We start from the raw sequence: 26,875 nt of genomic DNA, 5'->3' as shown, positions 1-26,875 counted from the left end.
TGTTACCGAGTTCGCAGGAGATATCGGTATTCGGGCCCGCCCGTTACGGCAATGCAATGGACGGCGGGCCCGCCGCAACGAAATCGGGTCAATGCGTGCTCAGGTAATCCTCGAGGACCGGCCCCACCACGGCCAGAACCTCGGGTTCGATCATCTGGTTGTGCTCGCACTCGATCTTCACTTCCCGGATGCCTCCGGTGACGGAACTCCGCCACTCCTCGGGTGAATGCTGGTCCGTCGACGCCGATCCGGCGGCGGTGAAGAACAGCAGATCCCCGTCGAACACTTGCGGGCGGAAGTTGTTCATGATCCGCGAGGAGTTCGTGAATCCGGCGCTGATCCGCTCGAGGTGCTTCGGCGTCAGTCCCGTCTTCTGCCCGAATGCGTCGTCCAGCAACTCGACCGCGCGCTCGTAGGTGAGTTCCTCTCCGGAGACGGACTCGAGGTCCAGTCCGAGCCCGTGGAGCAACTCGGACACGGTGAGACTCTCCGGGCCCTGGTCGGTCCCGTTCGTCACGTAGCTGTCCATGACGGCCAGCGTGTCGACCGCCTCGCCTTCCCGCCGCAGTTCGACGGCCATCGCGTGGGCAATGACGCCGCCGAGCGACCAGCCCAGCAGGTGGTAGGGCCCGTGCGCCTGGACCTTGCGCATCTCCAGCACGTACTGGTGCGCCAGCTGCTCGATCGACTCGAAGCTCGGGCCGCCGCTGATGATCGGCAACTGCAGGCCGAACGCCGGCCGGTCCTGCGAGAGGTGCTGCAGGAGTCCCGCATAACCCCACGACAGGCCGATGCCGGGATGGATGCAGAACAGGGGCGGCTTCTCCCCTGTCGGCCGCAGCGGGATGACCACACCGAGCGCCTCGTCCACCGGCGACCCGGCCGCGTTCTCGGTGTCGACCCGCAGTGCCAGGCCCGCGGGTGTCGGGTCCAGGAACATGGACTGCAACGGGATCTGCCGTCCGAGGCGTTCCTGCAGCACCGTGATCACCCGGGTGGCGACGATCGAGTTGCCGCCGAGGTCGAAGAAACTGTCGGCGGTGCCGACCCGGTCGACGCCCAGCACCTCGGCGAAGGCCTCGACGATGATCCTCTCGGTCGCCGTCGTCGGGGCCCGGAAGGCCGCGCCGGTGGTGCCGAACTCGGGCGCGGGCAGCGCCTTGCGGTCGAGTTTGCCGACCGGGGTCATCGGGATCTGATCGAGGACGACCACTGCCGACGGGACCATGTGCGCGGGCAGGCGGTCGGCGGCGTGGGTACGCAACTCCGCCGGCTCGAGATCGTGTCCCTCGGCCGCCCGCACGTACGACGCGAGGAGCGTGTCCCCGGACGGTCCGGTGTGACCGATGGTGGCTGCGAACGCGACCGCGGGGTGGCGGGCGAGGACGGCGTCGATCTCACCGAGTTCGATGCGGAATCCGCGGACCTTCACCTGGAAGTCGGTGCGGCCGATGTACTCGATTGTGTGGTCGCCGCGCCAGCGCACCACGTCGCCGGTGCGGTACATCCGGCGACCGGGCTCTCCGAAGGGGCAGGCGACGAACCGCTCCGACGTCAGCGCCGACCGGTTGTGGTACCCGCGTGCCAGTCCGGGTCCGGTGATGTACAGCTCGCCGGGCACACCCACCGGGACGGGCTGCAGGCGTTCGTCGAGGACCAGCGAACCGAATCCCAGCGCGGGTGCGCCGATGTTCACGACCCCACCCGGACGCATCGGGGCGCTGACGCTCGCCTGGATGGTGGTCTCCGTGGGCCCGTACCCGTTGTGCATGTTGCGGTGCTTGCCCCAGATCTCCACCAGTTCCGGCGGGCAGGCCTCACCGGCCACCGCGAGGACGCGGAGCGATTCGAGTCCCACGTCCTCGATGGACGACAGCGCGGTGGGTGTGATGAACGCGTGCGTCACCGCGTTGCGCCGGAACAGGTCCGCCAGTTCCGTGCCACCGAAGACGGTGGGCGGCACGATCACGACCCGGGCCGACGCCCCGAACGCCATCATCAGCTCGAAGATCGACGCGTCGAAGCTCGGGGACGCCAGATGCGAGACCCGCGAGTCGTGCGTGACCTGGAACCGTTCGTGTTCCTCCGCGGTGAGGTTGGCCATGCCGCGGTGAGTGACGATGACGCCCTTCGGTTTACCGGTCGACCCCGACGTGTAGATCAGGTACGCCGGATTGGCCAGACGGAGGGGGCGCGGGCGGTCGGCGTCGGTGACCGGCGCCGAGGAGACGGCCGCGACCTGCTCGGCGAACGACTCGTCGTCGAGCACCAGCCACTGCACGGTGTCCGGCAGACTGTCGCGACGATCGGCGACGGTCAGGCCGACGGGCGCCCGGCAGTCGGTCAGCATGTAGTCGATGCGGTCCCGCGGGTAGGTCGGGTCGACGGGCACGAACGCCGCACCCGACTTCGCGACCGACCAGATCGACACCACTTCCTCGATCGATCGCGGCATACCGATGGCCACGAACGTCTCCGGCCCGACGCCTTGTGCGCACAGCACCCGCGCCAGCCGGTTGGACCATTCGTCGAGTTCGCGGTAGGTGACCTGCCGGTCCTCGAAGGACAACGCGATCGAATCGGGGTCGAGTGCCGCGGCGGCCGTCAGCAGGTCGGGCCACACCTCGGGGCGCACGTCGGGCTTGCCGCGCGCCGGGACCATCTCCTCGATCTCCGCGTCGTCGAGCAGCGGGAGGGCGCCGATCGGCCGGTCCGGGTCGGCGGTGACGGCCGCGAGGATCCGGACGAAGCGATCCGCGATCGAGCGTGCCGTGGCGGGGTCGAAGAGGGAAACTGCGAAGTCGAGTCCGCCGGCGACACCCGCGGGAGCGCCGTCCTGATCGAACCGCTCGGCCAGGATCACCTCGAGATCCTCTTTCACCACCTTGGTTTCGAGGTCGACGTTCTCGACCCGCAGGCCCGGCAGTTCCAGTGTCGGGTTCTCGTTGTTCTGGAATTCGAGGGCCACCTGGAACAGCGGTGAGTACGACGTGGACCGGGTCGGGTTGAGTTCCTCGACGAGCCGCTCGAACGGCAGGTCCGAGTGCTGGAACGCGGCCAGGTCGGTTTCCCGGATCCGTTGCACCAGTTCGGTGAACGTCGACGCCGGGTCGATCCGGTTCCGCAGGACCAGCGTGTTGACGAACATGCCGACCATGTCGTCCAGGGCGGCTTCACCGCGCCCGGCGACGGGGGTGCCGATGACGACGTCGTCGGTGCTGCCGAGCCGCGCGAGCAGCACGGCCAGCGCGGCGTGGACCGTCATGAACATGGTGGCGTTGTTGGCCCGGGCCAGTGCAGTCAGCCGCTGATGGATGTCGGCGTCGATCGCGAACTCGACCCGATCGCCCTCGAACGTCTGCTGGATCGGGCGCGGTCGGTCGGTCGGCAACTGGATGACGTCCGGCACACCGGCCAGCGTCTCCGACCAGAACCGCAACTGCTGGTTGATCATCGACTCGGGATCGTTCTCCGAGCCGAGTCCGGCGTGCTGCCACAGCGTGTAGTCGGCGTACTGGACGTGCAGCGGATCCCACTGCGGGCCGTCGCCGCCGAGCCGTGACGAGTACGCCACCATGACGTCGCGGGCGAGCGGCGCCAGGGAGAACCCGTCCGCGCTGATGTGGTGCACCACGATCGTCAGCACGTGATGGTCGGGCGCAATCCGGAACAGCGCCGCCCGGACCGGCATGTCGGTGCTGACGTCGAACCCCCGGGACACCAGATCCATGATGTGCCGCGGCAGGTCCTCCGCCGCCACCGCGACGGTGTCGACCTCCGGTTGCGCATCGGCGGCGGGCAGGATCCGCTGGGTCGGTTCGTTGTCGACGGTCGGGAAGACGGTGCGCAGCGTCTCGTGACGTTCGAGGACGTCGGCCATCGCCAGCCGCAGGGCGTCCTCGTCCAGGGCCCCGGTCAGCCGGACGGCCAACGGAATGTTGTAGGCCGGTGAGGACGTGTCGAACTGGTTGAGGAACCACATCCGCTTCTGCGCCAGCGACAGCGGAATCCGGTCGGGCCGTTCGACCGGCGCGAGCGCGGGACGGGCGCCGCCGCTCACGCTGTCGGCGACACGTGCGGCCAGGGACCGGACGTCGGGCGACTCGAACAAGGCGCGCACACCGATGTCGGTGTCGAGGGCGTCCCGCAACCGTGCCGTGACCCGGGTGGCGACCAGCGAGTTTCCACCGAGATCGAAGAAGTTGTCGTCGATTCCGATCCGTTCGATACCGAGGACGTCGGCGAAGATGTCCACGATCGTGCGTTCGAGATCGTTGGTCGGCGGCTGGAATTCGGTGGTGGTGACGTGAAACTCGGGCGCGGGCAGCGCCGATCGGTCCAGTTTGCCCACCGGGGTCAACGGGATCTCGTCCAGGAACATGACGCTCGTCGGCACCATGTGCGCGGGGAGCCGGGTCGACAGGTGCGCGGTCAGCTCGGCCGGATCGATGCCGCCGGCTGTGTTGGGCAGCAGGTAGGTCACCAGCACCGTGTCACCGGACGGGCCGGGAACACCGAGGGTCGCGGCGAAGCTGACCCCGGGGTACGTGGCGATCTCGTTGTCGATCTCGCCGAGTTCGATGCGGAATCCGCGGATCTTCACCTGGAAGTCGCTGCGGCCCACGTACTCGACGGTGTGGTCGGCACGCCACCGGACGATGTCGCCGGTGCGGTACATCCGCTCCCCCGCCTCCCCGAACGGGTTGGCGACGAACCGCTGGCTGCTCAGTTCCGGGCGGCGGTGGTAGCCGCGGGCGAGACCCGCACCGGTGATGTACAGCTCTCCGGGCACCCCGACGGGCACCGGCTGGAGACGTGAATCCAGCACGAGCTCACCGACTCCGCGGATCGGGCCGCCGAGAGTGATGGGATCGCCCACCGTCATCGGGTCGCTGATGTTGGCCATCACCGTGGTCTCGGTGGGGCCATATGCGTTGGACAGCTGCCGGCCGGGCGCCCAGCGGGTCACCAGTTCCGGCGGGCACGCCTCGCCGCCGAACACGACGTACTGGAACTCGTCGAGCCCCTCCGGGTCGACCGTGGACAGCGCCGCGGTGGTGACGAAGGCGTGGGTGACGTGTTCGGACCTGATCAGTTCGGCCAGTTCCGCTCCGCCGTACACCGTCGGCGGTGCGATCACCATCGTGGCGCCGACCCCGAACGCCTGCAGGTACTCGAACACCGACCCGTCGAAGCTGGGCGTCGAGAAGTGCAGTGTGCGGGACGTCTGCGCGGCGGCGAAACGCTGCCGCTGGTCCTCGGCGAAGTTGTCGAGGCCCTCGTGGGTGACCACGACACCCTTCGGCTTGCCCGTCGAACCGGAGGTGTAGACGATGTAGGCGGCGTTGTCGAGGCTTATCGGCGACCGTCGATCCGAATCGGCCACCGGCAGAGCAGGTTTCGACTGGCAGGCCTTCTCGAACTTGGGCGAGTCGAGCTGCAGCCACGGCACCGAATCGGGCAGCGCCTTCTCGTACGCGGCCATGGTCAGTCCGATGGTGGCACCCGAATCGGTGAGCATGTGCTCGATGCGGTCCATCGGGTAGTTCGGGTCGACGGGGACGAATGCGGCGCCCGTCTTTGCCACCGCCCACACGGCGAGGACCGACTCGATCGACCGGGGAATGCCGAGCGCCACGAACGTCTCCGGGCCGGCGCCGCGGGAGATGAGGACCCGGGCGAGCTGGTTGGAGCGTTCGTTGAGTTCCCGGTAGGAGACGTTGCGGCCCTCGAACGTCAGCGCCGTGCGGTTCGGATCCAGCGCAGCGGCGTCCTCGAAGATCTGCGGCAGCGTCCGGACGGAGAACCCCGGGCGGCCGCGTACCGGCGCGAACTCGGCGAGTTCGGCCTCGGTGAGCAGTTGCATGTGGGCCAGCGGAATCTCGGGCCGGTCGGCGAGGGCGTCGAGCACCCGCTGCAGCCGGTCCGCGATCTCGTCGACCGCGCTCTCCTCGAACACCTCGGGGAGGTACTCGAACTTGAAGTTCAGCCGCGCGTCCCCGGAGGCGACGACGGCGAGCGGGTAGTGCGCGGAGTCCTTGCCGTCGATGCCGGTGACGAACATCCCGGCGATGTCGGTCTGTTCCGTCAGTCCCGCCTCGTCCACCGGGTACGACTCGAACACGGTCAGCGTGTCGAAGGCACCGCCGCCGCCGACCGCCGACTGGATGTCGGTCAGGCCCAGGTAATGGTGATCGAGCAGCGCGGCCTGTTCGCTCTGCACACGTTCGAGCAGCTCGCCCAGCGACTCCCACGGGTCGAGGGTCACCCGCACCGGCAGGGTATTGATGAACAGACCCACCATCGATTCGATGCCCGCGATCTGCGGCGGCCGGCCCGAGACCGTCCCGCCGAACACTACGTCGGAGCGGCCGATCAAGCCGCCCAGCACGATTCCCCACGCCGTCTGGACGACGGTGTTGAGGGTGAGCCCGCGTTCCCGGCTCAGGTCCCGCAACCGGGTGGTCTGCTCCTCCGACAGTGTGAAGGCGGTTTCCTCCGCGACAACGGAGTGCGCCTCACCCCGCTCCAGCGGGGCCAGGAGGGTCGGCTCCTCGACCCCGTCGAGCGCGGTGCGCCAGGCGTCGAGGGAGTCCGTGGTGTCGTGGCGCTTCATCCACGACAGGTAGTCACGGTAGGAATGGACCCGCGGCAGCAGGCTGCCGTCGGCGTCCAACGCGTACAGGGTCAGCAGGTCGCGGATGACCAGCGGAGTCGACCAGCCGTCGAGCAGGATGTGGTGGTTGGTCAGGATCAGCCGGTAGTCGTCCTCGGTGAGCCGGACGAGGGCGAGGCGCAGCAACGGCGCGTTCGCCATGTCGAACTTCACCGACCGGTCCCGTGCCACGATCCGGTCGTATTCGCGGGTGGTTTCGTCGGGGTCGAGTGCCGAGAGGTCGAACTCCGACCACGGCAGTTCCACGTGCTGCTGGATGATCTGTGCGGAGGCCCCCGCACTGTCGTGGACGAACGCGGCCCGCAGGTTGGGGTGCCGGTCCAGCAGGGCCTGCCCGGCCCGGCGGATCCGGTCCGGGTCGACGTCGCCGCGCAGTTTCAGCGCCAGCTGCACCAGGTACGGGTCGACCGTGGCGTCCGAGAACTGGGCGTGGAACAGCAGCCCGGACTGCAGCGGTGACAGCGACCAGATGTCCGACAGCGCCGGGAACCTGGTCTCGAGCCGGTCGATCGCGTCCTGGTCGAGGGTGACCAGATCGAGGTCGGACGGGGTCACGCCGCCGGCGTCGGGTCGCGCGACGTGGGTGGTCAGCGCGGTCAGGGCCTGCACCCACAGGTCGGCGAGCGTGCGGACCTCGGACGGGGTGAGGACACCGGTCGGGAACGCCCACGTGGCCCGCAGCCGGTTGCCGTCGGCCCCGGTGCCGGTGACGGCGTTGATGTCGAGCGCCGATGCCACCGGGATGTCGGAGGCCGGAATGTCGTCGAGCTTCGTGTCCGTCACCGGAACCCAGGCGTGACCGTGGATGTCGGTGGACGTCGCGCCGCCCAGCCGGCCCAGGTAGTTGAACGTGACCTGCGGCTTCGCCAGCGCCCGCAGCTGATCGGCGCTCTCCGGGTCCAGGTAGCGGAGCATGCCGTAGCCGATGCCGTGGTCCGGGATCGCGAGCAGCTGTTCCTTGATCGCCTTGATCGCGGACCCGGCGGCCTTGCCACCGGCGAACGCGTCGTCGAGGTCGATGCCCGACAAGTCGAGGCGCACCGGGAACATCGCCGTGAACCAGCCGACGGTGCGGCCCAGATCGGCGCCCGGCAGCACCTGGTCCTCGCGGCCGTGGCCTTCGAGACTGACCAGCGACTCCCGGGTGAAGTCGCCGTGGGTGCGCCGCCACTGGGCCAGTGCCAGCGCCAGCGCGGTGAGCAGTCCGTCGTTGACGCCGCCGTGGTACGCCTCGGGGACACGGGTCAGCAGTGCCTCCGTGACGTCGGCGGGCACCTCCACCGTCACCTTCTCGACTGTCCCTGCCACGTCGATCGCGGCGTCGAGTGGACGCGATCCGATCAGCGGGTCGTCGGCTTCGAGCACCCGGCGCCACAGTTCGATCTCGTCGGCGCGGTCGCGTGTCGCCTCGACGAGTCCGTGCGACCAGCGTCGCATCGACGTGCCGACCGGCTCGAGGGCCGGTTCCTGACCCGAGGAGACCTGCGCCCACGCGGTCGCCAGGTCGGGGACGAGGATCCGCCACGACACGCCGTCGACCACCAGGTGGTGGGCGACGACCAGCAGCCGCCCGCCCTCGTCGCCGGCGTCCAACCACACCATCTGCAGCATCACGCCGGCCTCGGGGTCCAGTCGTCCTGCCGCGGCATCGAGTTCCCGGGTCGCGGTCTCCGCGAACCCGGAACCGACGACCGACGCGACCTCGACCCGGTGCAGCACGTCGTCGACGTCGACCGCGCCCACGGCCTGCACCTCGATCCGCCACTGCGGCTCGGCACCGAGGAGACGCGCCCGCAGCATGTCGTGGTGATCCACGACGGCCGCGATCGTGCGCTTCAGCAGTGTCTCGTCGGCCGCGGCGGGCAGGGAGAGCAGCGCGGTCTGGGTGTAGCGGCGGAAGTCGCCACCCCGTTCGAGCAGCCACGCGGTAATCGGGGTGATCGGCATCTCGCCGATCCCGCCACCGGGCAGTTCGTCGAGCACCACCACGTCGGCGGCGCCCGCCCAGGAGGCGGCCTCGGCGAGCGCGGCAACGGTCTTGGCCTCGAACACGTCCCGCGGGGTGAGGACCACGCCCGCCGCCTTCGCGCGGGCCACCAACTGGATCGACATGATGCTGTCGCCGCCGAGTGCGAAGAACGAATCGTCCACACCCACCGATTCCAGACCGAGCACCTCGGCGAACAGACCGGCGAGGACGGTTTCCATCTCCGTGGCCGGGGCGCGGCCCGTCGACACCCGGGCCCCGAAGTCGGGTTCCGGCAGCGCGCGGCGGTCGAGTTTGCCGTTGCTCGTCAACGGCAGCGCGTCCAGCACCACGAGGGTGGCGGGCACCATGTACGAGGTGAGCTGGGTGCCGACGAATTCGAGCGCCGAGGACACCTCGACGGTCGCGCCGGATTCCGGAACCACGTAGCCGATCAGCCGGTGACCGCCGTGCCCGTCGTCGCGGGTGAGGACGACGGCCTGGGCGATGCCGCGGTACCGGAGCAGCGCGGATTCGATCTCGCCGAGTTCGATGCGGAAACCGCGGATCTTCACCTGGAAGTCGCTGCGGCCCAGGTACTCGAGCTGGCCGTCGGTGTTCCAGCGCGCCAGGTCACCCGTGCGGTACATCCGCGCCCCGGGACGGAGCGGGTCGGCCACGAACCGGGTCGAACTGAGCCCGGCCCGGCCGAGGTAACCGCGGGTCACCTGGTCACCCGAGACGTACATCTCCCCGATGGTGCCCGGGGGAACCGGGTGCAGGCGCCGGTCGAGGACGTGTACGTGCAGCCCGGCGATTCCGCGGCCGATGACGCTGGCCGACGCCGACTCGGCGAACTCGCGGTCGAGCGCCAGATAGCTGACGTGGACCGTCGTCTCGGTGATGCCGTACATGTTCACCAGGGTCGGGGCGGAGTCGTCGTGCCGGGAGTACCAGCGGCCGAGCTGTCCGAGGTCGAGAGCCTCACCACCGAAGATCACGTACCGCAGCGCCAGTGCCGCGGCGTTCACGTCGATCTCCGAGACGATGCGGTCGGTCTCGGCGAGCTGATAGAACGCGGTCGGGGTCTGGTTGAGGACGGTGACCTGCTCGTTCCGCAGGAGTTCGTGGAACATTTCCGGCGACCGCGCCGTGTAGTAGTCGACGACGACGAGTCGGCCGCCGTAGAGCAGTGGACCCCACAGCTCCCACACGGAGAAGTCGAACGCGTACGAGTGGAACATCGTCCACACGTCGTTCTCGTCGAACCCGTAGAGCGGCTGTGTGTTCGCGAACAACGTCAGCACGTTGCGGTGCGAGACGACCACGCCTTTGGGGCGGCCGGTCGACCCGGAGGTGTAGATGACGTACGCCACCGACGAGGAGTCGAGCGGTGTCACCCGGTCGGCGTCGGTGATCGTCGCCGGCGACTGATGCACGAGGTCCGCGGTGGTCTCGGGGTCGTCGAGCAGGATCGCCGGGGTCTCCGAGTCGGGCAGGGCGGAGACGTCTCCCGTGGTGGTGATGACACAGTTCGGTGCGGCGTCCTCGAACACGAACGCCAGCCGGTCCGCCGGGTAGGTGATGTCGACGGGCAGGTAGCCACCGCCGGTCTTGATCACCGCAAGCAGAGCGATGATCAGATCGCAGGTGCGTGGGAGTGCCACGGCCACCAGCGTTTCCGGCCCCACTCCCTGGGCGATGAGCAGGCGGGCCAGCCGGTTCGACCGGGCGTCGAGCTCGGCGTAGGTCAGTGCCACGTCCTCCGACGTCACGGCCGTGGCGTCGGGGAACCGGGCCACGCTCTGCGCGAAGCGGTCCGCGAGGGTGTCGGTGCCCGCGTCGAGTCCGGCGGTGTTCCATTCGGTCGCCATCGCCGACCGCTCGGCGGCGTCGGTGATCACGATGTCACCGACCGGGGCGTGCGGGTCGGAGGTGACTGCGCCGAGGATGCGCAGGAACCGGTCGGCGAACGTGCGGACGGTGCCGGCGTCGAACAGATCGGTGGCGAAGATGAACGACGCGGCGATCCCCGACGCCACCCCGTCCGCGTCGAATCCTTCCTCGACGCTGAGCTGCAGGTCGAACTTGGCGACCTCCAGATCGAAATCGACGGCGGCCGCGGTCAGTTCCGGAAGCTCGAGCCGCGGTGTCTCGTTGTTCCGGAACTCGAGCAGCGCCTGGAACAGCGGCGAGTGCGCGGTGGAGCGCTCCGGCGCGAGGACGTCGACGAGCCGCTCGAACGGCAGGTCCGAATGGTGGAACGCGGCGAGGTCGGTGGCCCGCACCTGATCCATCAGGGCACCGAAACCCTCCGCCGGGTCGACGGCGCTCCGCAGCACCAGGGTGTTGACGAACATGCCGACCATGTCGTCGAGTGCCGCGTCACCACGGCCCGCGATGGGGGTGCCGACCGCGATGTCCTCGGTGGACGACAGCGCGGACAGCAGCACCGACAGGGCCGCGTGGACGGCCATGAACATGGTGGAGTTGTGCTTGCGCGCCAACGCCGCCAGCGCCCGGTGCACGTCCGCCGGAATCGTGAAGTCGACCTGCGCGCCGCGGAACGACTGCTGGACCGGTCGCGCCCGGTCGGTCGGCAGCTGCAGGAGTTCGGGCAGGTCGGCCAGCTGATCCGTCCAGTACCGAAGTTGCTGGGAGATCAGCGATTCGGCGTCGCTCTCGTCGCCCAGCAATTGGAGCTGCCACAGCGTGTAGTCGGCGTACTGCACCGACAGCGGGTTCCACTGCGGCGCGCTCCCCGCGATGCGGGCCGCGTACGCGGTCATGACGTCCCGGGCGAGCGGGGTGAGCGAGAACCCGTCGGCGCAGATGTGGTGCACCACGATCACGAGCACGTGATCGTCGGGGGCGAGTGCGAACAGCGCCGACCGCATCGGCACGTCGGCCGTCACGTCGAAGCCGGCGGTCGCGAGACCGGCGATGTGCCCCCGGAGTTCGTGCTCGGACACCTCGACGATCTCGAGGTTCGGCGTCCACTGACCGGGTGAGAGCACCACCTGAGTCGGTTCGCCGTCGTGGGACGGGAACACGGTCCGCAACGATTCGTGGCGGACGAAGACGTCCGTCACCGCTGCACGCAGCGACTCCACGTCCAGGTGACCGGTCAGCCGCACGGCCAGGGGGATGTTGTAGGCCGCCGAGGACGTGTCGAACTGGTTGAGGAACCACATCCTCTTCTGCGCCAGCGACACCGGCACGTGCGCGGGCCGCGGGACCGGGCCGAGCGGGATCCGGACGTGGGCGCCGTCCTGCGCGGGTGCGAATGCCGTCGACTCGATGAGGCGGGCCAGCTGATGGATCGTCGGTGCCTCGAACAGGGTGCGGACGCCGATGTCGGTGTCCAGTTCCGCGGTCAGGCGTGCGGCGACACGGGTTGCGATCAGCGAGTTTCCGCCGATGTCGAAGAAGTTGTCGTCGATGCCGACTCGTTCGATCCCCAGGACCGTCGTGATGACGTCGGCGATCGTGTGTTCGAGGACCGTCGACGGCGGGCGGAAGTCGTCCGACGTGGGCAGGAACTGCGGTTCGGGCAGCCCGGCCCGATCGAGCTTGCCGACCGGGGTCAGCGGGATCTCGTCGAGGATCATGATGCTCGACGGCACCATGTGCGCGGGCAGCAGGTTCGCCGTCCACTCCTTCAGTTCCGGCGGTTCGAGTGCCGACCCGGTCTCCGGCAGCACGTAGGACACGAGCACGGTGTCGCCGGCGGGGCCGGGGCGCCCGAGTGTGACGGCGAACGACACGGACGGATGCGAGGCGAGTGCGCTGTCGATGTCTCCGAGCTCGATGCGGAAGCCGCGGATCTTCACCTGGAAGTCGGTGCGGCCCAGGTATTCGACCGTGTGATCGGACCGCCACCGCGCGAGGTCGCCGGTGCGGTACATCCGGTCGCCCGGGTCACCGTAGGGGTTGGCGACGAACCGCTCGCTGGTCAGCGCGGCGCGGGCATGGTAGCCGCGGGCCAGGCCCTCACCGGAGATGTAGAGCTCGCCGGCGACGCCGACGGAGACCGGTTGCAGCCGCGAGTCGAGAATCACCTCGGAGACGCCGCGGACGGGGGCACCGATGGTGACCGTCTCCCCCACCTGCAGGTGGTCGCTGAGGTTGCTCATGATCGTGGTCTCGGTGGGACCGTAACCGTTGTACATGGTGCGGCCCGGTGCCCAGCGGGTCACCAGTTCCGGAGGAACCGCCTCACCGCCGGCGACCACGTTCTGGAACACCTCGAGCCCCTCGGGGTCCACGGAGGCCAGCGCCGCGGGGGTGACGAACCCGTGGGTGACGCCCTCGGTGCGGATCAGCTCCGCGAGTTCCTCGCCGCCGTACACGGACGGCGGCACGATCACCATGGTCGCGCCGACGGCGAACGACAGGAGGTATTCGAGGACGGAAGCGTCGAAGCTCGGTGAGGAGAAGTGCAACGCCCGCGACGTGGAATCCGTCCCGTAGCGGGTCCGCTGCTCCTCGGCGAAATTGTCGAGACCGCGGTGGCTGACCACCACGCCCTTCGGCTTGCCGGTGGAACCGGACGTGTAGATGACGTACGCGGGGTGTGCGAAGCGCAGGGGCGCGACGCGGTCGTCGTCGGTCACGGTGTCGGTGGACATCGCCCCAATGGCGGCGTCGGTGTCGGGGTCGTCGAGGGTCAGCCAGCCGACCGTGTCCGGGAGCCGGCCGTGATCGGCGTCCAGGCGGAGACCGAACGTGCACCCGGAATCCGTGACCATGTGCTCGACCCGCTCGCGCGGGTAGGTCGGATCGACCGGAACGAACGCCGCGCCGGTCTTGGTGATCGACCACACCGCGAGGACCGATTCGATGGACCGTGAGATACCCAGGGCCACGATGTCTTCCGGTCCGACGCCGCGGTCGATGAGCAGGCGCGCGAGCTGGTTGGACCGTTCGTCGAGTTCCCGGTAGGACATCCGGCGGTCGCCGAACACGAGGGCGGTGGCGTCGCCCGACGTCGCGGCCGTGTCGGTGAACATCTGCGGCAGTGTGCGCACGGAGCGGCCGGGCACGCCGCGGGCCGGAACCAGTTCGGCTTCCTCTGCCTCGGTGAGCAGGCGCAGCTGCGCGAGCTTCATCCCGGGGTGCTCGGCGAGCGCGATCAGTGCCCGGATGATCCGGTCGCCGATCCGCTCGACGTCGGCCCGGTCGAACAGTTCCTCGACGTACTCGAGCTTCAGCTGCAGATTCTCGTGCGCCGAGGCGATCAGCGCGAGCGGGTAGTGGGCGGCGTTCGCGCTGTCGTGCACGTCGAGGACGTGCATGCCGGCGATGTCGGTCTGATCGGTCAGCCCCTCCCGGTCGACGGGATACGACTCGAACACCGTCAGCGTGTCGAAACCGGCACCGGGACCGGCCACCGACTGGATGTCCGTCAATCCGACGTAATGGTGGTCCAGCAGCGCGGCTTGCTCGCCCTGAATGCGTTCGAGCAACTCCCCCAGCGTTTCCCGCGGATCGAGAACCACCCGCACCGGCAGGGTGTTGATGAACAGACCCACCATCGACTCGATTCCGGCGATCTGCGGAGGTCGACCCGACACCGTCCCACCGAAGACCACATCGGAGCGGCCGACCAAGCCGCCCAGCACGATTCCCCACGCGGTGCGGATCAGGGTGCTGAGGGTCAGACCGTGCTCGCGTGCGAGCACACTCAGCTGATCGGTGCGGTCGACGTCGAGTTCGACGAGCAGTTGACCGGACTGCGTGTCGCTCTGCACCGACGCGTCGGCCGGGGCGAGCAGCGTCGGCTCGTCCACCCCGGCGAGGGCACGCTGCCACACACCGAGCGAGTCCTCGGCGCTGCGGTGCGACATCCAGGCGAGGTAGTCGCGGTACGGGTGCACCCGCGGCAGCGCCGTGGCGTCACCCTCCGTGGCGTACAGGGTCAGGAGGTCGCGGATCAGGAGCGGCATCGACCAGCCGTCGAGCAGGATGTGGTGATTGGTGACGATCAGGCGCTGCTCGTCCCCACCGATCTGGATCAGCATGAACCGCAACAGCGGCGGGGTGGCCATGTCGAACCCGCGGCGCCGGTCGGCGTCGAGGAGTCGCACGATCTCGGCTTCGCGGCTCTCCGCGTCGAGACCGGACAGGTCGATCTCGGTCCAGGGCAGTTCCGCATACCCGTGGATCGCCTGGACGGGGGTGCCGCCCTCGTCGTAGACGAACGACGCCCGCAGGTTCGCGTGCCGGTCGAGCAGGGCCTGCCCGGCCACCCGCATGCGGGACGGCACGGCACCGCGCAGTTCGAGTGTCACCTGCACGGTGTACGAGTCGATCGTCTGATCGGCCAGCAGTGCGTGGAAGAGCAGTCCGGACTGCAGCGGCGACAGCGACCAGATGTCGGACAGCGCCGGGAAGCGCGATTCGATGCGGTCGATGGCGTCCTGGTCGAGACTCACCAGTTCGAGGTCGGACGGGGTCACGCCGCCGGCGTCGGGGCGGGCCGCGTACGTCGTGAGCGCGGTGAGCGCCCGGACCCACAGTTCGGCGAGTTCCCGGACCTCGGCGACGGTCAGGACGCCGGCCGCGTACGCCCACGTGGCGCGCAGCTGCGGCCGGTCGTCCACCTCGGTGGTGACCGCGTTGACGTCGATGGCCGAGGTGACCGGGGTGTCGAGGTCCTGCGCGCGGTCCATGTCGACTTCACCGGTCGGCGTCCAGCCGGCGCGGGTGGCCGCCTCGGACAGGTCGGCGGCGAAGCGTCCCAGGTAGTTGAAACTGATCTGCGGCAGCGAGCGGGCCGCGAGCAGCGGTCCGGTGTCGGCGTTGAGGTACCGCAGCATGCCGTAACCCATGCCGTGGTCCGGGATCGCGAGCAGCTGTTCCTTGATCGCCTTGATCGCGGACCCGGCGGCCTTGCCACCGGCGAACGCGTCGTCGAGGTCGATGCCCGACAGGTCGAGACGCACCGGGAACATCGCCGTGAACCAGCCGACGGTGCGGCCCAGATCGGCGCCCGGCACGACCTGGTCTTCACGGCCGTGTCCCTCGAGGCTCACCAGGGTGCCCTCGACGGACCTGCCGTGCAGGGTGTGGCCGCGGGAGCGCCGCCACTGGGTGACCGCCATCGCCAGCGCAGTGAGCAGTCCGTCGTTCACGCTGCCGTGGATCGCCTCCGGTAGAGCTGTGAGGACGGCCTCGCTGACCTCGGCGGGCAGCTGGACCGTGACGCGGCCGACGGTCGCGTTGACGTCGATGTCGGGGTCGAGCGGACGGCTGCCGACGAGCGGGTCCTCGCAGTCGAGGATGCGCTGCCACAGGTCCAGTTCGCCTGCCCGGTTCGCCGCCTCGTCGACCAGTCCGTGCGCCCACCGGCGCATGGACGTGCCGACCTGTTCGAGGACCGGTTCCTGGCCTGCCGAGATCTGCGCCCACGCGGTCGCGAGGTCGGGGACGAGGATGCGCCACGACACACCGTCGACGACGAGGTGATGCGCGACGACGAGCAGGCGGCCGCCGGATTCCCCGGAGTCGAACCACACCACCTGCACCATGACGCCGGCCGCGGGATCGAGGCGGTCCAGCGCGGCGTCGAGTTCCGCGATCACGGTCGCCGCGAACGCCCGGGTTCCCGGGGCCGTGGACACGGCGACCCGGCGGATCAGGTCCTGCGCGTCGACCGCACCGACCGGGCGGACGGCGAGGTGCGAGTCCTCGGCGGGGACGATCAGCTGCGCGCGCAGCATGTCGTGCCGGTCGAGGACGGCCTGGAACGTGGCGATCAGAGGTTCGAGTTCGCGGAGGTTCGGCGGTGCGGTCAGCAGCGCGGACTGCGACATCCGGTTGAACTCGCCGCCCCGTTCGAGCAGCCACTTCGTGATCGGGGTGGTCGGCATGTCGCCGACTCCGCCACCGGGCAGCTCGTCGAGCACGACGATGTCGGCGGCGCCCACCCACGACGCCACCGCGGCGAGACCGGCAACGGTCTTGGCCTCGAACACGTCCCGCGGGGTCAGCACCACACCCGCCGCCTTCGCGCGGGCCACCAACTGGATCGACATGATGCTGTCGCCGCCGAGGGCGAAGAACGAGTCCTCGACACCGGCGGTTTCCAGACCGAGGACCTCGGCGAACAGTCCGGCGAGCACCTCTTCCATCTCCGACACCGGCGCGCGGCCGGTCGATACCCGGGCCCCGAAGTCCGGCTCGGGCAGCGCGCGGCGGTCCAGCTTGCCCGCGGGAGTGAGCGGCAACTCGTCGAGGACGATCAGTGCGGACGGCACCATGTACGGGGCGAGGAATCCGCCGACGAAATCGAGGACCGCCTCCGGGTCGAGTTCCGCGCCCGCCGTAGGGACGAGGTACCCGACCAGCCGGTTGGCGCCGGTGCTGCCCTTGTGCGCGGACACCACCGAACGGGCGACTCCCGGGTAGCGCGTGAGGGCGGTCTCGATCTCGCCGAGCTCGATGCGGAAACCGCGGATCTTCACCTGGAAGTCGCTGCGGCCCAGGTACTCGAGCTGACCGTCACCGTTCCAGCGCGCCAGGTCTCCAGTCCGGTACATGCGGGCGCCGAGGCCCCCGTACGGGTTGGCGACGAAACGCTCCGCCGTCGTGCCCACCCGGTCCTTGTAGCCGCGGGCCAGACCGGAACCGGTGACATACAGCTCGCCGGTCACCCCGTTGGGCACCGGGTGCAGGCGTGAATCGAGCACCATCTCCCCGGTTCCCATCGGCGGACGGCCGATGGTGACGCCCTCACCGGGAAGCATCGGTCCCGTCACGCTCGACACGACCGTCGCCTCGGTGGGGCCGTAGGCGTTGAACATCCGCCTGCCCCCGGTCACCCACTGCGCCACCAGCTCCGGCGGGCAGACGTCGCCGCCGGTGGCGACGCACTCGAGCTGATCGAGGCCCGCGGGGTCCACCGACGCCATGGCGGCGGGGGTGATGAACGCATGCGTGACCCGGCCCTCCCGGAGCACGTCGGCGAGTTCGGTGCCGCCGATGACGGACGCCGGAGCGATCACCATGGTCGCGCCGGAGCCGACCGCCAGCAGCAGTTCCAGGATCGACGCGTCGAAGCTCGGCGACGAGAAGTGCAGCGTGCGCGACCGCGGGGTGACCCCGAAGCGGACGCGTTCGTCGGTCGCGAAGTTCGCCAGGCCGCGGTGGGTGACGACGACACCCTTCGGGGTGCCGGTGGACCCGGACGTGTAGATCAGGTACGCCGGGTTCTCCAGCGCGAGCGGGTGTGTCCGGTCGGCGTCCGTGACGACCGCGGCGGAGTGCGCACTCACCTCGTCGTCGAATCCGGGTGCGTCGACCACGACGTAGGACGTGCAGTCCGGCAGCGTGGGACGGAACTCGGCGACGGTGAGCGCGAGCGCCGCACCGGAGTCGCTGAGCATGTGGACGATCCGGTCGGTCGGGTAGTTCGGGTCGACCGGGACGAACGCGGCACCGGTCTTGGCGACCGCCCACAGTGACAGGACCGACTCCGGTGACCGCGCCAGCGCCAGCGCGACCACCGATTCGGGGCCGATGCCGCGCCCGATCAGCAAGCGGGCGAGACGGTTCGACTGCTCGTCGAGTTCGCGGTACGTCACCTCGCTGCCCTCGTAGGACAACGCGGCCGCCTTGGGGTCCACGGAGGCCGCGGCCGCGAGCAGTTCGGGCAGGGTCCGCGGTTCGGCGTCGGGCCCGTCCATCACCGGGGTGAGCGCCGCACGTTCGGACGCCACCATCAGGTCGATGTCACCGACGGCCACGCCCGGCTCGGACGTCACCGCGTCGAAGATCCGCTGCAGGTAGTCGGCGAAACCAGCGATCGTGGACGCGTCGAACAGGCTCGACGCGTACGTGAAGGCCGCGGAGATCCCGGCGGGCTCTCCCGACACCCCGAATTCCTCGGTGAGGGTGAGTTGCAGGTCGAAGTTGGAGATGTCGGTGGCCAGGTCGAGGCCGGTGACGGTCAACCCGGGCAGCTCCAGCCGCGGCCGCTCGTTGTTGCGGAACTCGAGCACCACCTGGAACAGCGGCGAATGCGACGTCGCGCGTTCGGGCGAGATCGCATCGACCAGTCGCTCGAACGGCAGATCGGCGTGGTGGAAGGCGCTCAGGTCGGTGTCGCGGACCGTGGACAGCAGGTCGGTGAACGTGTCGGCCGGTTCGACCGGCGTGCGCAGCACCAGGGTGTTGACGAACATGCCGACCATGTCGTCCAGGGCGGCGTCACCACGACCGGCGATGGGGGTACCCACCGACACGTCGTCCGTGTCGCCCAGCCGGGCCAGCAGCACGGCCAGCGCCGCGTGGACGGCCATGAACACACTCGAATTGTGTTCGCGGGCAGTCGTGATCAATCGGCCGTGCACCTGTGGGTCGATGCTGAACGAGTGGATGCCGCCGCGCATCGACTGCTGCGTGGGGCGGGGGTGGTCCGTCGGCAGCGCGAGCAGTTCCGGAAGCCCGGCAAGCGTGTGCGTCCAGTAGTCGAGCTGGGCGGCCAGCAGGCTGTCGGGGTCGTCGGCGTTGCCGAGTACCCGGTGCTGCCAGAGTGCGAAATCGGCGTACTGCACCGGCAGCGGCGTCCAGTCCGGTGCCTGTCCCCCGGTGCGGGCCGCATAGGCGGTCATCACGTCCCGGGCGAGCGGGGCCATGGAGAAGCCGTCGGCGCTGATGTGGTGGACGACGATGACGAGAACGTGCTCGCCGGGATCGGTCCGGAACAGGGCGGCACGCACCGGCACCGACACCGTGACGTCGAAACCGGCGCCCGCCAGTCGCGAGATGTGCTCGGGCAGTTCGGCTTCCGTTGTCACTATCGGCGACAGATCGGGCACCACGTCCTCGGTCGGCAGGATCACCTGGACGGGTTCGCCCTCCACCATCGGGAACCGGGTGCGCAGCGACTCGTGCCGGTCCATCACGTCGGCGACGGCGTCCTGCATCGCGTCCTCGTCGAGGTCACCCGTCAACCGCACCGCGAGCGCGATGTTGTAGGCCGGGGAGTCGAGGTCGAACTGGTTGATGAACCACATGCGCTTCTGCGCCAGCGAGACCGGCAGTCGGTCGGGGCGCACCCCGGCCACCAGCGGCGGGCGTTCGGCGCCCTGCACGGCCTCGGATTCGATCCGGGTGGCGAGGGTCGCGACGGTCGGGGCGTCGAAGATCTCCCGGACCCCGATCCGGCTGCCCAGCGCGGCATTGACCCGCGCCACCAGCCGGGTGGCCACCAGTGAGTTGCCGCCGAGGTCGAAGAAGCTGTCGTACACGCCGATACGGGGTGCATCGAGCAGATCCGCGAAGATCGACGCGAGGATCTCCTCGATCGGGTTGCGCGGGGTGACGAATTCGGCGGACGGGCTGAGGAATTCCGGTTCGGGCAGTGCGGCCCGGTCCAACTTGCCGGTGGCCCCGAGCGGGAACCGGTCGAGGACGATGATCCGGGTCGGCACCATGTAGGCGGGCAGCGCCTCCGCCGCCGCGTCGCGCACGACGGCGGTGTCGATGTCGGCGCCTGCCACGGGGATCACGTAGCCGACGAGGCTTTCGCCGGTGGCCTCGCTGCGATGCACGGTCACGACGGCCTGCGCCACCGACGGGTGCGCCAGCACCGCCGCCTCGACCTCGCCGAGTTCGATGCGCTGACCGCGGAGCTTGACCTGGAAGTCGCGGCGGCCGATGTATTCGATGTTGCCGTCGGCACGCCAGCGGACGACGTCGCCGGTGCGGTACATCCGCTGTCCCGGCGCGCCGAACGGGTTCGCCACGAACCGGTCCGACGTCAGATCGCTGCGCCCGACGTAGCCGCGGGCCAGCTGGATGCCGGCCAGGTACAGCTCGCCGTGCACCCCGACCGGCACCGGGTGCAGCCGGGAGTCGAGGACGTACACCTGCGTGTTCCACACGGGCGCGCCGATCGGGACCGAGGCCCGGTCGCCTTCCGTGCACTCCCAGTAGGTGACGTCGACGGCGGCCTCCGTCGGGCCGTACAGGTTGTGCAGCGCCGCGGAACCGAATTCCCGGAATGCGTCGGCGGTGGCGGGCGGGAGCGCCTCACCGCTGCAGAACACCTGACGCAGCGAACCGCAGAGTTCCGGTTCGGCGCCCGCCGTGAACACCGCCAACATCGACGGCACGAAGTGCATGGTGGTGACCTGGTGGTCGGCGATGATGTGGGACAGGTACGTCGGGTCGCGGTGTCCGTCCGGCGCGGCGAGGACGAGTCGCGCACCGACCTCGAGCGGCCAGAACAGTTCCCACACGGACACGTCGAACGTGACGGGGGTCTTCTGCAGCACCACGTCCGTGTGGTCCATCCGGTACGTGTCCTGCATCCACAGCAACCGGTTCACGATCGCGCGGTGGCTGACGGCGACACCCTTGGGCCGGCCCGTCGATCCGGACGTGTAGATCACGTAGGCGGTCGAATCGGGGTGGATCGGACCGCCCCGCTCGGCGTCGGTGATCGGAGTGCTCGGCCGCCGGGACAGGTTCAGGGTGTCGATCTCGATCACGGACGCACCGGCCGCGCCGTCGACGCCCTCGCACCTGTCGCGGGAGGCGGTGAGAACGCATGCGGGTTCGGCACTCTCGATCACGTAGGCGATCCGCGACGCCGGGTGGTCGGGGTCGAGCGGAACGTACGCCGCCCCGGTCTTCTCCACCGCGTAGATCGCGATCATCAGCTCGAGCGAACGGCGCAGGGCGACGGCGACCCGGGATTCGGGTCCGACGCCGCGCGCGAGGAGTTCGCGGGCCAGCCGGTTGGCGCGGGCATCGAATTCCGCGTACAGCAGTTCCTCTTCGGCGAACACCACGGCGACGGCGTCCGGGGTCCGTGCCACCTGCGCCTCGAACAGGCTGACCAGGGTCGCCGAGTCCGGTACGGCGACGTCGGTGTCGATCCACTGCTCGAGCATCCGGTGGGTCTCGTCCGCGCCGATCAGGTCGATGTCGCCGACCTTCGCGTCCGAACCGGCGGTGATGGTCTCGAGCAGGGTGACGAAGCGTTCGGCCAGCGCCGTCATCGTCGGCGGGTCGAACAGTTCCGACGCGTACGAGAATTGGACGTCGATCGCACCCGGGGCGCCGGATTCCTCGGTGTGCTCGGTGAGGATGACCTGCAGGTCGAACTTGGCGGCACCGGTCTCGAGGGCCTCGACCTCCACGTCGAGGCCGGGCAGCTCGAGCCGCGTGTTCGCGAATCCCTGCAGCACCAGCATCACCTGGAACAGCGGTGAATGCGCCTCGGAGCGGGTCGGCTTCAGTTCGTCGACGAGCCGCTCGTACGGCAGATCGGTGTTGCTGAACGCCTCCAGATCCACGGAGCGGGTGTGCGAGAGGATCTCGGGGAAGCTGCGATCGGGGTCGACGGTGGTGCGCAGGACGACGGTGTTGACGAACATGCCGACGACGTCGTCGAGTTGCCGTTCGCCACGCCCGGAGACCGGGGATCCGATCGACACGTCGGACGACCCGCTCGACCGGGACAGCAGGACCGCGAGGGCGGCGTGCACCACCATGAACAGGCTGGCGTCGTTGGCGCCTGCGATCTCGAGCAGCGCGGCGTGGATGCGCGCCGGGATGGAGAAGTCGGCGGTGGCGCCGATCATCGACTGCCGGGCCGGGCGCGGCCGATCGGTCGGCAGATCCATGACCTCGGGGGCGCCGTCGAGGGTGCGGGCCCAGAACGCCAGCTGCCGGGCGAGGAGGCTCGTCGGATCGTCTGGGGAACCGAGCAGCTCGCGCTGCCACACCGCGAAGTCGGCGTACTGCACCTCGAGCGGCGCCCACTGCGGCGTGTCGCCTGCGGCACGGGCGTGGTAGGCGACCATCACGTCCCGGGTCAGCGGTGTCATCGACAGGCCGTCGGCGGCGATGTGATGCACCACGAAGACCAGCACGTGATCGTCGGTCGCGGTGCGGTAGAGCTCCGCCCGGATCGGCGGTTCGACGGTGACGTCGAACCCCGCTGCGGCGTCGGCGATCAGGCGGGATTCGAGCTCGTACTCGGCCACCTCGACCGCGTCGAGGGGCGGGCGCACCTCCGCGACCGGCAGAACCACCTGGATGGGACCGTTGGGGGTGTTCGGGAACACCGTCCGCAGCGACTCGTGCCGGGTGAGGACGTCACTCACCGCTGTCCGCAGCGCCTCCACGTCGAGCGTGCCGCGCAGCCGGATACCGACGGGAATGTTGTATGCGGGCGAGGCGGTGTCGAGCTGGTTGATGAACCACATCCGCTGCTGCGCCAGCGACACCTGCACCGGGCCGGACCCCGCCCGCGGAGCGAGCACGGGCCGGGCGGAGGTGCGGGGCCCGAGAGCGTCCACGCGGGCACTGAGCAATGCGACGCTGGGCGCCTCGAACAGATCGAGCACCCCGATCTCCGTGCTCAGGGCCGCGTTGACCCGGGACACCACGCGGGTCGCGACGAGGGAGTCGCCGCCCAGGTCGAAGAAGCTGTCGTCGACGCCGATGCGCTCGACTCCCAGAAGCGCCGCGAACACCTCCGCGATCTGCATCTCGGTGGGTGTCACCGGCGCCCGGTAGACGGTGGAGGTGGCCTCGAACTGCGGCTCCGGCAACGCCTTCCGGTCGAGTTTGCCAGCCGGGGTCAGCGGGACCTCTCGAAGCACCATCACCCGGGCGGGCACCATGTGCGCGGGCAGCGCTGCTGCGGCGTGTTCGAGGATGTCGCCGACGACGACGTCCGTCCCGTCCTCGGGGAGCACGTACGTCACCAGCACCGTGTCGCCGGACGGTGCGGTCCGTCCGACCGTGGTCGCGAACGCGACACTCGGGTGCGAGCGGACGACGGCGTCGATCTCGCCGAGTTCGATGCGGAAACCGCGGATCTTCACCTGGAAGTCGGTGCGGCCCAGGTATTCCAGCTGACCGGCGGCGTTCCACCGCGCCAGGTCGCCGGTGCGGTACATCCGCTCGCCCGGCGCACCGTGGGGGTCGGCGACGAACCGTTCGGCCGTCGGGATCGACCGATTGTGGTACCCACGTGCCACACCGTCGCCGGTGATGTACAGCTCGCCGGGGACCCCTCTCGGGACGGGGTGCAACCGCGAATCGAGCACCAGCAGACCGCAACCGCGGGACGGGCGGCCGATCGTCACCGGTTCACCGACCGTCAACGGTCCTGCCACGCTCGCGACCACGGTGGCCTCGGTCGGTCCGTATGCGTTGAACATGACCCGCCCCGGCGCCCACTGTGCCACCAGCGCAGGCGGACAGCTCTCGCCACCGGTGACGACGCACCGGATGTGGTCGAGCCCGGTGGGATCGACGGATGCCAGCGCGGCCGGGGTCACGAACGCGTGCGTCACCCGTTCGCGGCGCAACAGGTCCGCGAGTTCGGTGCCGCCGTACACCGTCGACGGTGCCACCACCATCGTGGCACCGGCACCCACGGCGAGAAGCAGTTCCAGGATGGACGCGTCGAAACTCGGTGACGAGAAGTGCAGGGTGCGAGCCCCCACGGTCACGTCGAACCGCTGCCGCTCGTCCTCGGCGAAATTCGCCAGGCCGACGTGGGTCACGACGACACCCTTGGGTGTGCCGGTGGAGCCGGACGTGTAGATCAGGTAGGCCGGATCCGCGGTCCGCAACGGGCGGAGACGGTCGGCGTCGGTGACCGCGCCGGCCGCGTGCTTCGCCAGGTCCCGGCCGAACGACGCGTCGTCCATCACGAGCCACGGCGCGGTCTCGGGCAGCGACGACCGGTGCGCCGCCACGGTGAGACCGACGACCGCACCGGAATCGGTGAGCATGTGCTCGATGCGGTCGGCCGGATAGTTCGGGTCGACCGGGACGAACGCGGCCCCGGACTTCGCGACTGCCCAGGTCGCCAGCACCGACTCGATCGACCGCGCGATCGCCAGCGCCACAACAGAACCCGGCCCCACTCCGTGGCCGATCAGCATGCGGGCGAGACGATCCGACTGATCGTCGAGTTCGGGGTAGGTCAGCGTGCGCCCTTGGTAGACGAGGGCGTCCCCGGCGCCGCCCGCCTCCACGGCGCGCGCGAGCAGCGCGGGAAGCGTGCGGGGTTCCACCGAGGGCTCGTCGCGGACCGGCGCGAGTTCCGCGTACTCGACCTGCTCGAGGAGGTCGACGTCCCCGACCGGTGCGGCGGGGTCCGACGTCACCGCCTGCAGGATGCGGACGAAGCGCGCGGCGAGCGCCTCCGCGCTGTCACGGTCCCACACGTCCGTGGCGAACCGCAGCCGGCCGTTGATCCCGCCCGTCTCCGATTCGGTGAGGGAGAACACCAGATCCAGTCCCAGGGCCCGATGTTCGCGCTGGATCGGGCTGACCGTCACGTTCCCGGACGTGTCGTGCGGGTGCCCGCCGTCGGTGAATTCGAGCATCACCTGGAACAGCGGCGAGTGCGAGGGGTCTGATTCGGCCCCGAGGGCGGCAACGAGATCGTCGAAGGGCAGCGCCGCATGCGCGAACGCGGCCCGGTCGGCGTCCCGGATCCGGCTCAGGTGGTCGACGAACGACGATGCGACATCCACCTGCGACCGCAGGACGGTCTTGTTGAAGAATGCTCCGGCTTCCGGGTCGTCGGAATCGGACGCGTCGCGCCCGACGATCGGCGTTCCGATCACGACGTCGTCGGTGTCGCCCAGCCGGCCCAACAGGACCGCGAGTGCGGCGTGCAGCGTGGTGAAGATCCCGGTGCCCGCCTGCTCTGCCAGCTGCGCCGCGCGGCGCTGCACGTCGCCGTCGACGGCGAACCCGACGACCTCGCCCGCCCCGAGCCGCTCGGTCGGGCGGGGCCGGTCCAGCGGCAGTGCCGTCACCTCCGGCAGGCCCACCAACTCCCGCTTCCAGAACGCGAGCTGGGCCTCCCGCTCGAGGAACCGCGCGCCGAGGCGTGCGCTCTCGGCGTGGATGTCGGCGGTCCGCGTCTGCGGCTCGGCCGTGACGAACTCCTCGACCAGCTCCACGAACCTGCGGTGGTGTGCGCGCAACTCCTCCGAGCCGTACCGGTTGGGGTTGCCGCGGAAATCGAGGAGCGTCTGGCCGTCACCGCTCTGATAGATGTTGACCAGCAGGTCGTCCACCGGGCCCGACGTCACGATGTGGTACTCGCCCGTGACCGTGCCCAGCGTGAACGCCTGGTGGAACAGCATGACGTTCACCATCGGACCGGCGAGGCCTTCCGCGGTGCCGGCGAGTCCGGCATCGCGGCGGATGTCCTCGAGGCTGCACCGCTGATGGCGCAGCGCACCCATCAGCTCGAGCTGCGTCCGCTGCACGAGCTCGGCCACCGTGTCCTCCGGGCGGACGGTGATCCGCAGCGGGGCGACGTTGACGAGCATGCCACCGGACCGCTGCAAGGGCGCCGTGGTGCGCGCCGACACCGGCAGGTTGATGAGCACGTCCCGCTTGCCCGTCATACGGGACAGGTAACAGGCGAACCCGGCGAGCAGGACGGCCGCCGACGTGGCGCCGACCCGCTGATCCGACTCTCCGAGGAAACCCAGTGCGGTTTCGGATATCTTCGCGCTCTCGAGCCGGCTCTTCGCCGCCGCGGGCGCATCGTGGGTGGCGAGTGTCGAACCGTGCTCGATGCCGACAATGCGTTCGGCCCAGTACAACCGGTCGTTCTCGAATCGGCTCGACGCCCGGTACTTCTGGTCCAACTCGTAGAGGTCGCGCAGATCCAGCGCACGGTTCGGTTCCGGTTCGGTGCCCTCGACCGCCGCGGTGTACAGCGCCGCGATCCGGTTCACCATGGTCATACCGCTGTACCCGTCGAGCGCGACATGGTGAATCCTGGTGTACCACAAGTAGTGCTGATCGCCGACCTGCAGGACGGTCATCTCGACGAGTCGGTCCCGGGTGAGCCGCAGCGGCGTCGCGTAATCCTCGTCGATCCACACCTGCGCGGCGGCCATCGGGTCCGACTCGCCCCGGAAGTCGAGGAAGCCGATCGACGGGTCGATGCTGAAATCGACCGCCTGGTAGGGCTCCCCGTCGACGTCCAGCAGTCGCAGGAACGGCGACTGGAACTCCTGACCGGCCCGCACCGCAGCATCGCTCAACAGGTCCAGGTCGATCTCGCCCCGCAACTCGATGTACTGGGCGATGAACTTGGGAACCGTCGGGCTCAGTTGCTGGGCAAACCACATGCTCCGTTGCACCGAGGAGAGCGGGAAGGCCCCTTCGGGAACGTTCACATCTTCGGCGCCGTTATTCGGCTGCGGCGAATTCACACTCGTCAT

Annotated in this window: 1 protein-coding gene; it reads right to left on the bottom strand. The window is 69.5% G+C overall.

The genetic code is table 11. The features are described 5' to 3' along the window. Nucleotides 1–88: 88 nt before the first annotated feature. The gene (locus GO592_RS12810; protein WP_007295610.1) at nucleotides 89–26,875 is read right to left on the bottom strand and encodes a non-ribosomal peptide synthase/polyketide synthase; all 26,787 of its coding nucleotides are present in this window, start codon (nucleotides 26,873–26,875) and stop codon (nucleotides 89–91) included.

The organism is Rhodococcus sp. 21391 (assembly GCF_016772255.1).
GTDB lineage: Bacteria > Actinomycetota > Actinomycetes > Mycobacteriales > Mycobacteriaceae > Rhodococcus_F > Rhodococcus_F opacus.
Note: the sequence above shows the minus strand (reverse complement) of the source record. Positions and strands in the feature narration are given on the sequence as shown.

Excerpts from the sequence above, each read along its gene's own strand:
- GO592_RS12810 (WP_007295610.1), bottom strand. The coding sequence starts at position 26,875 with ATGACGAGTGTGAATTCGCCGCAGCCGAATAACGGCGCCGAAGATGTG.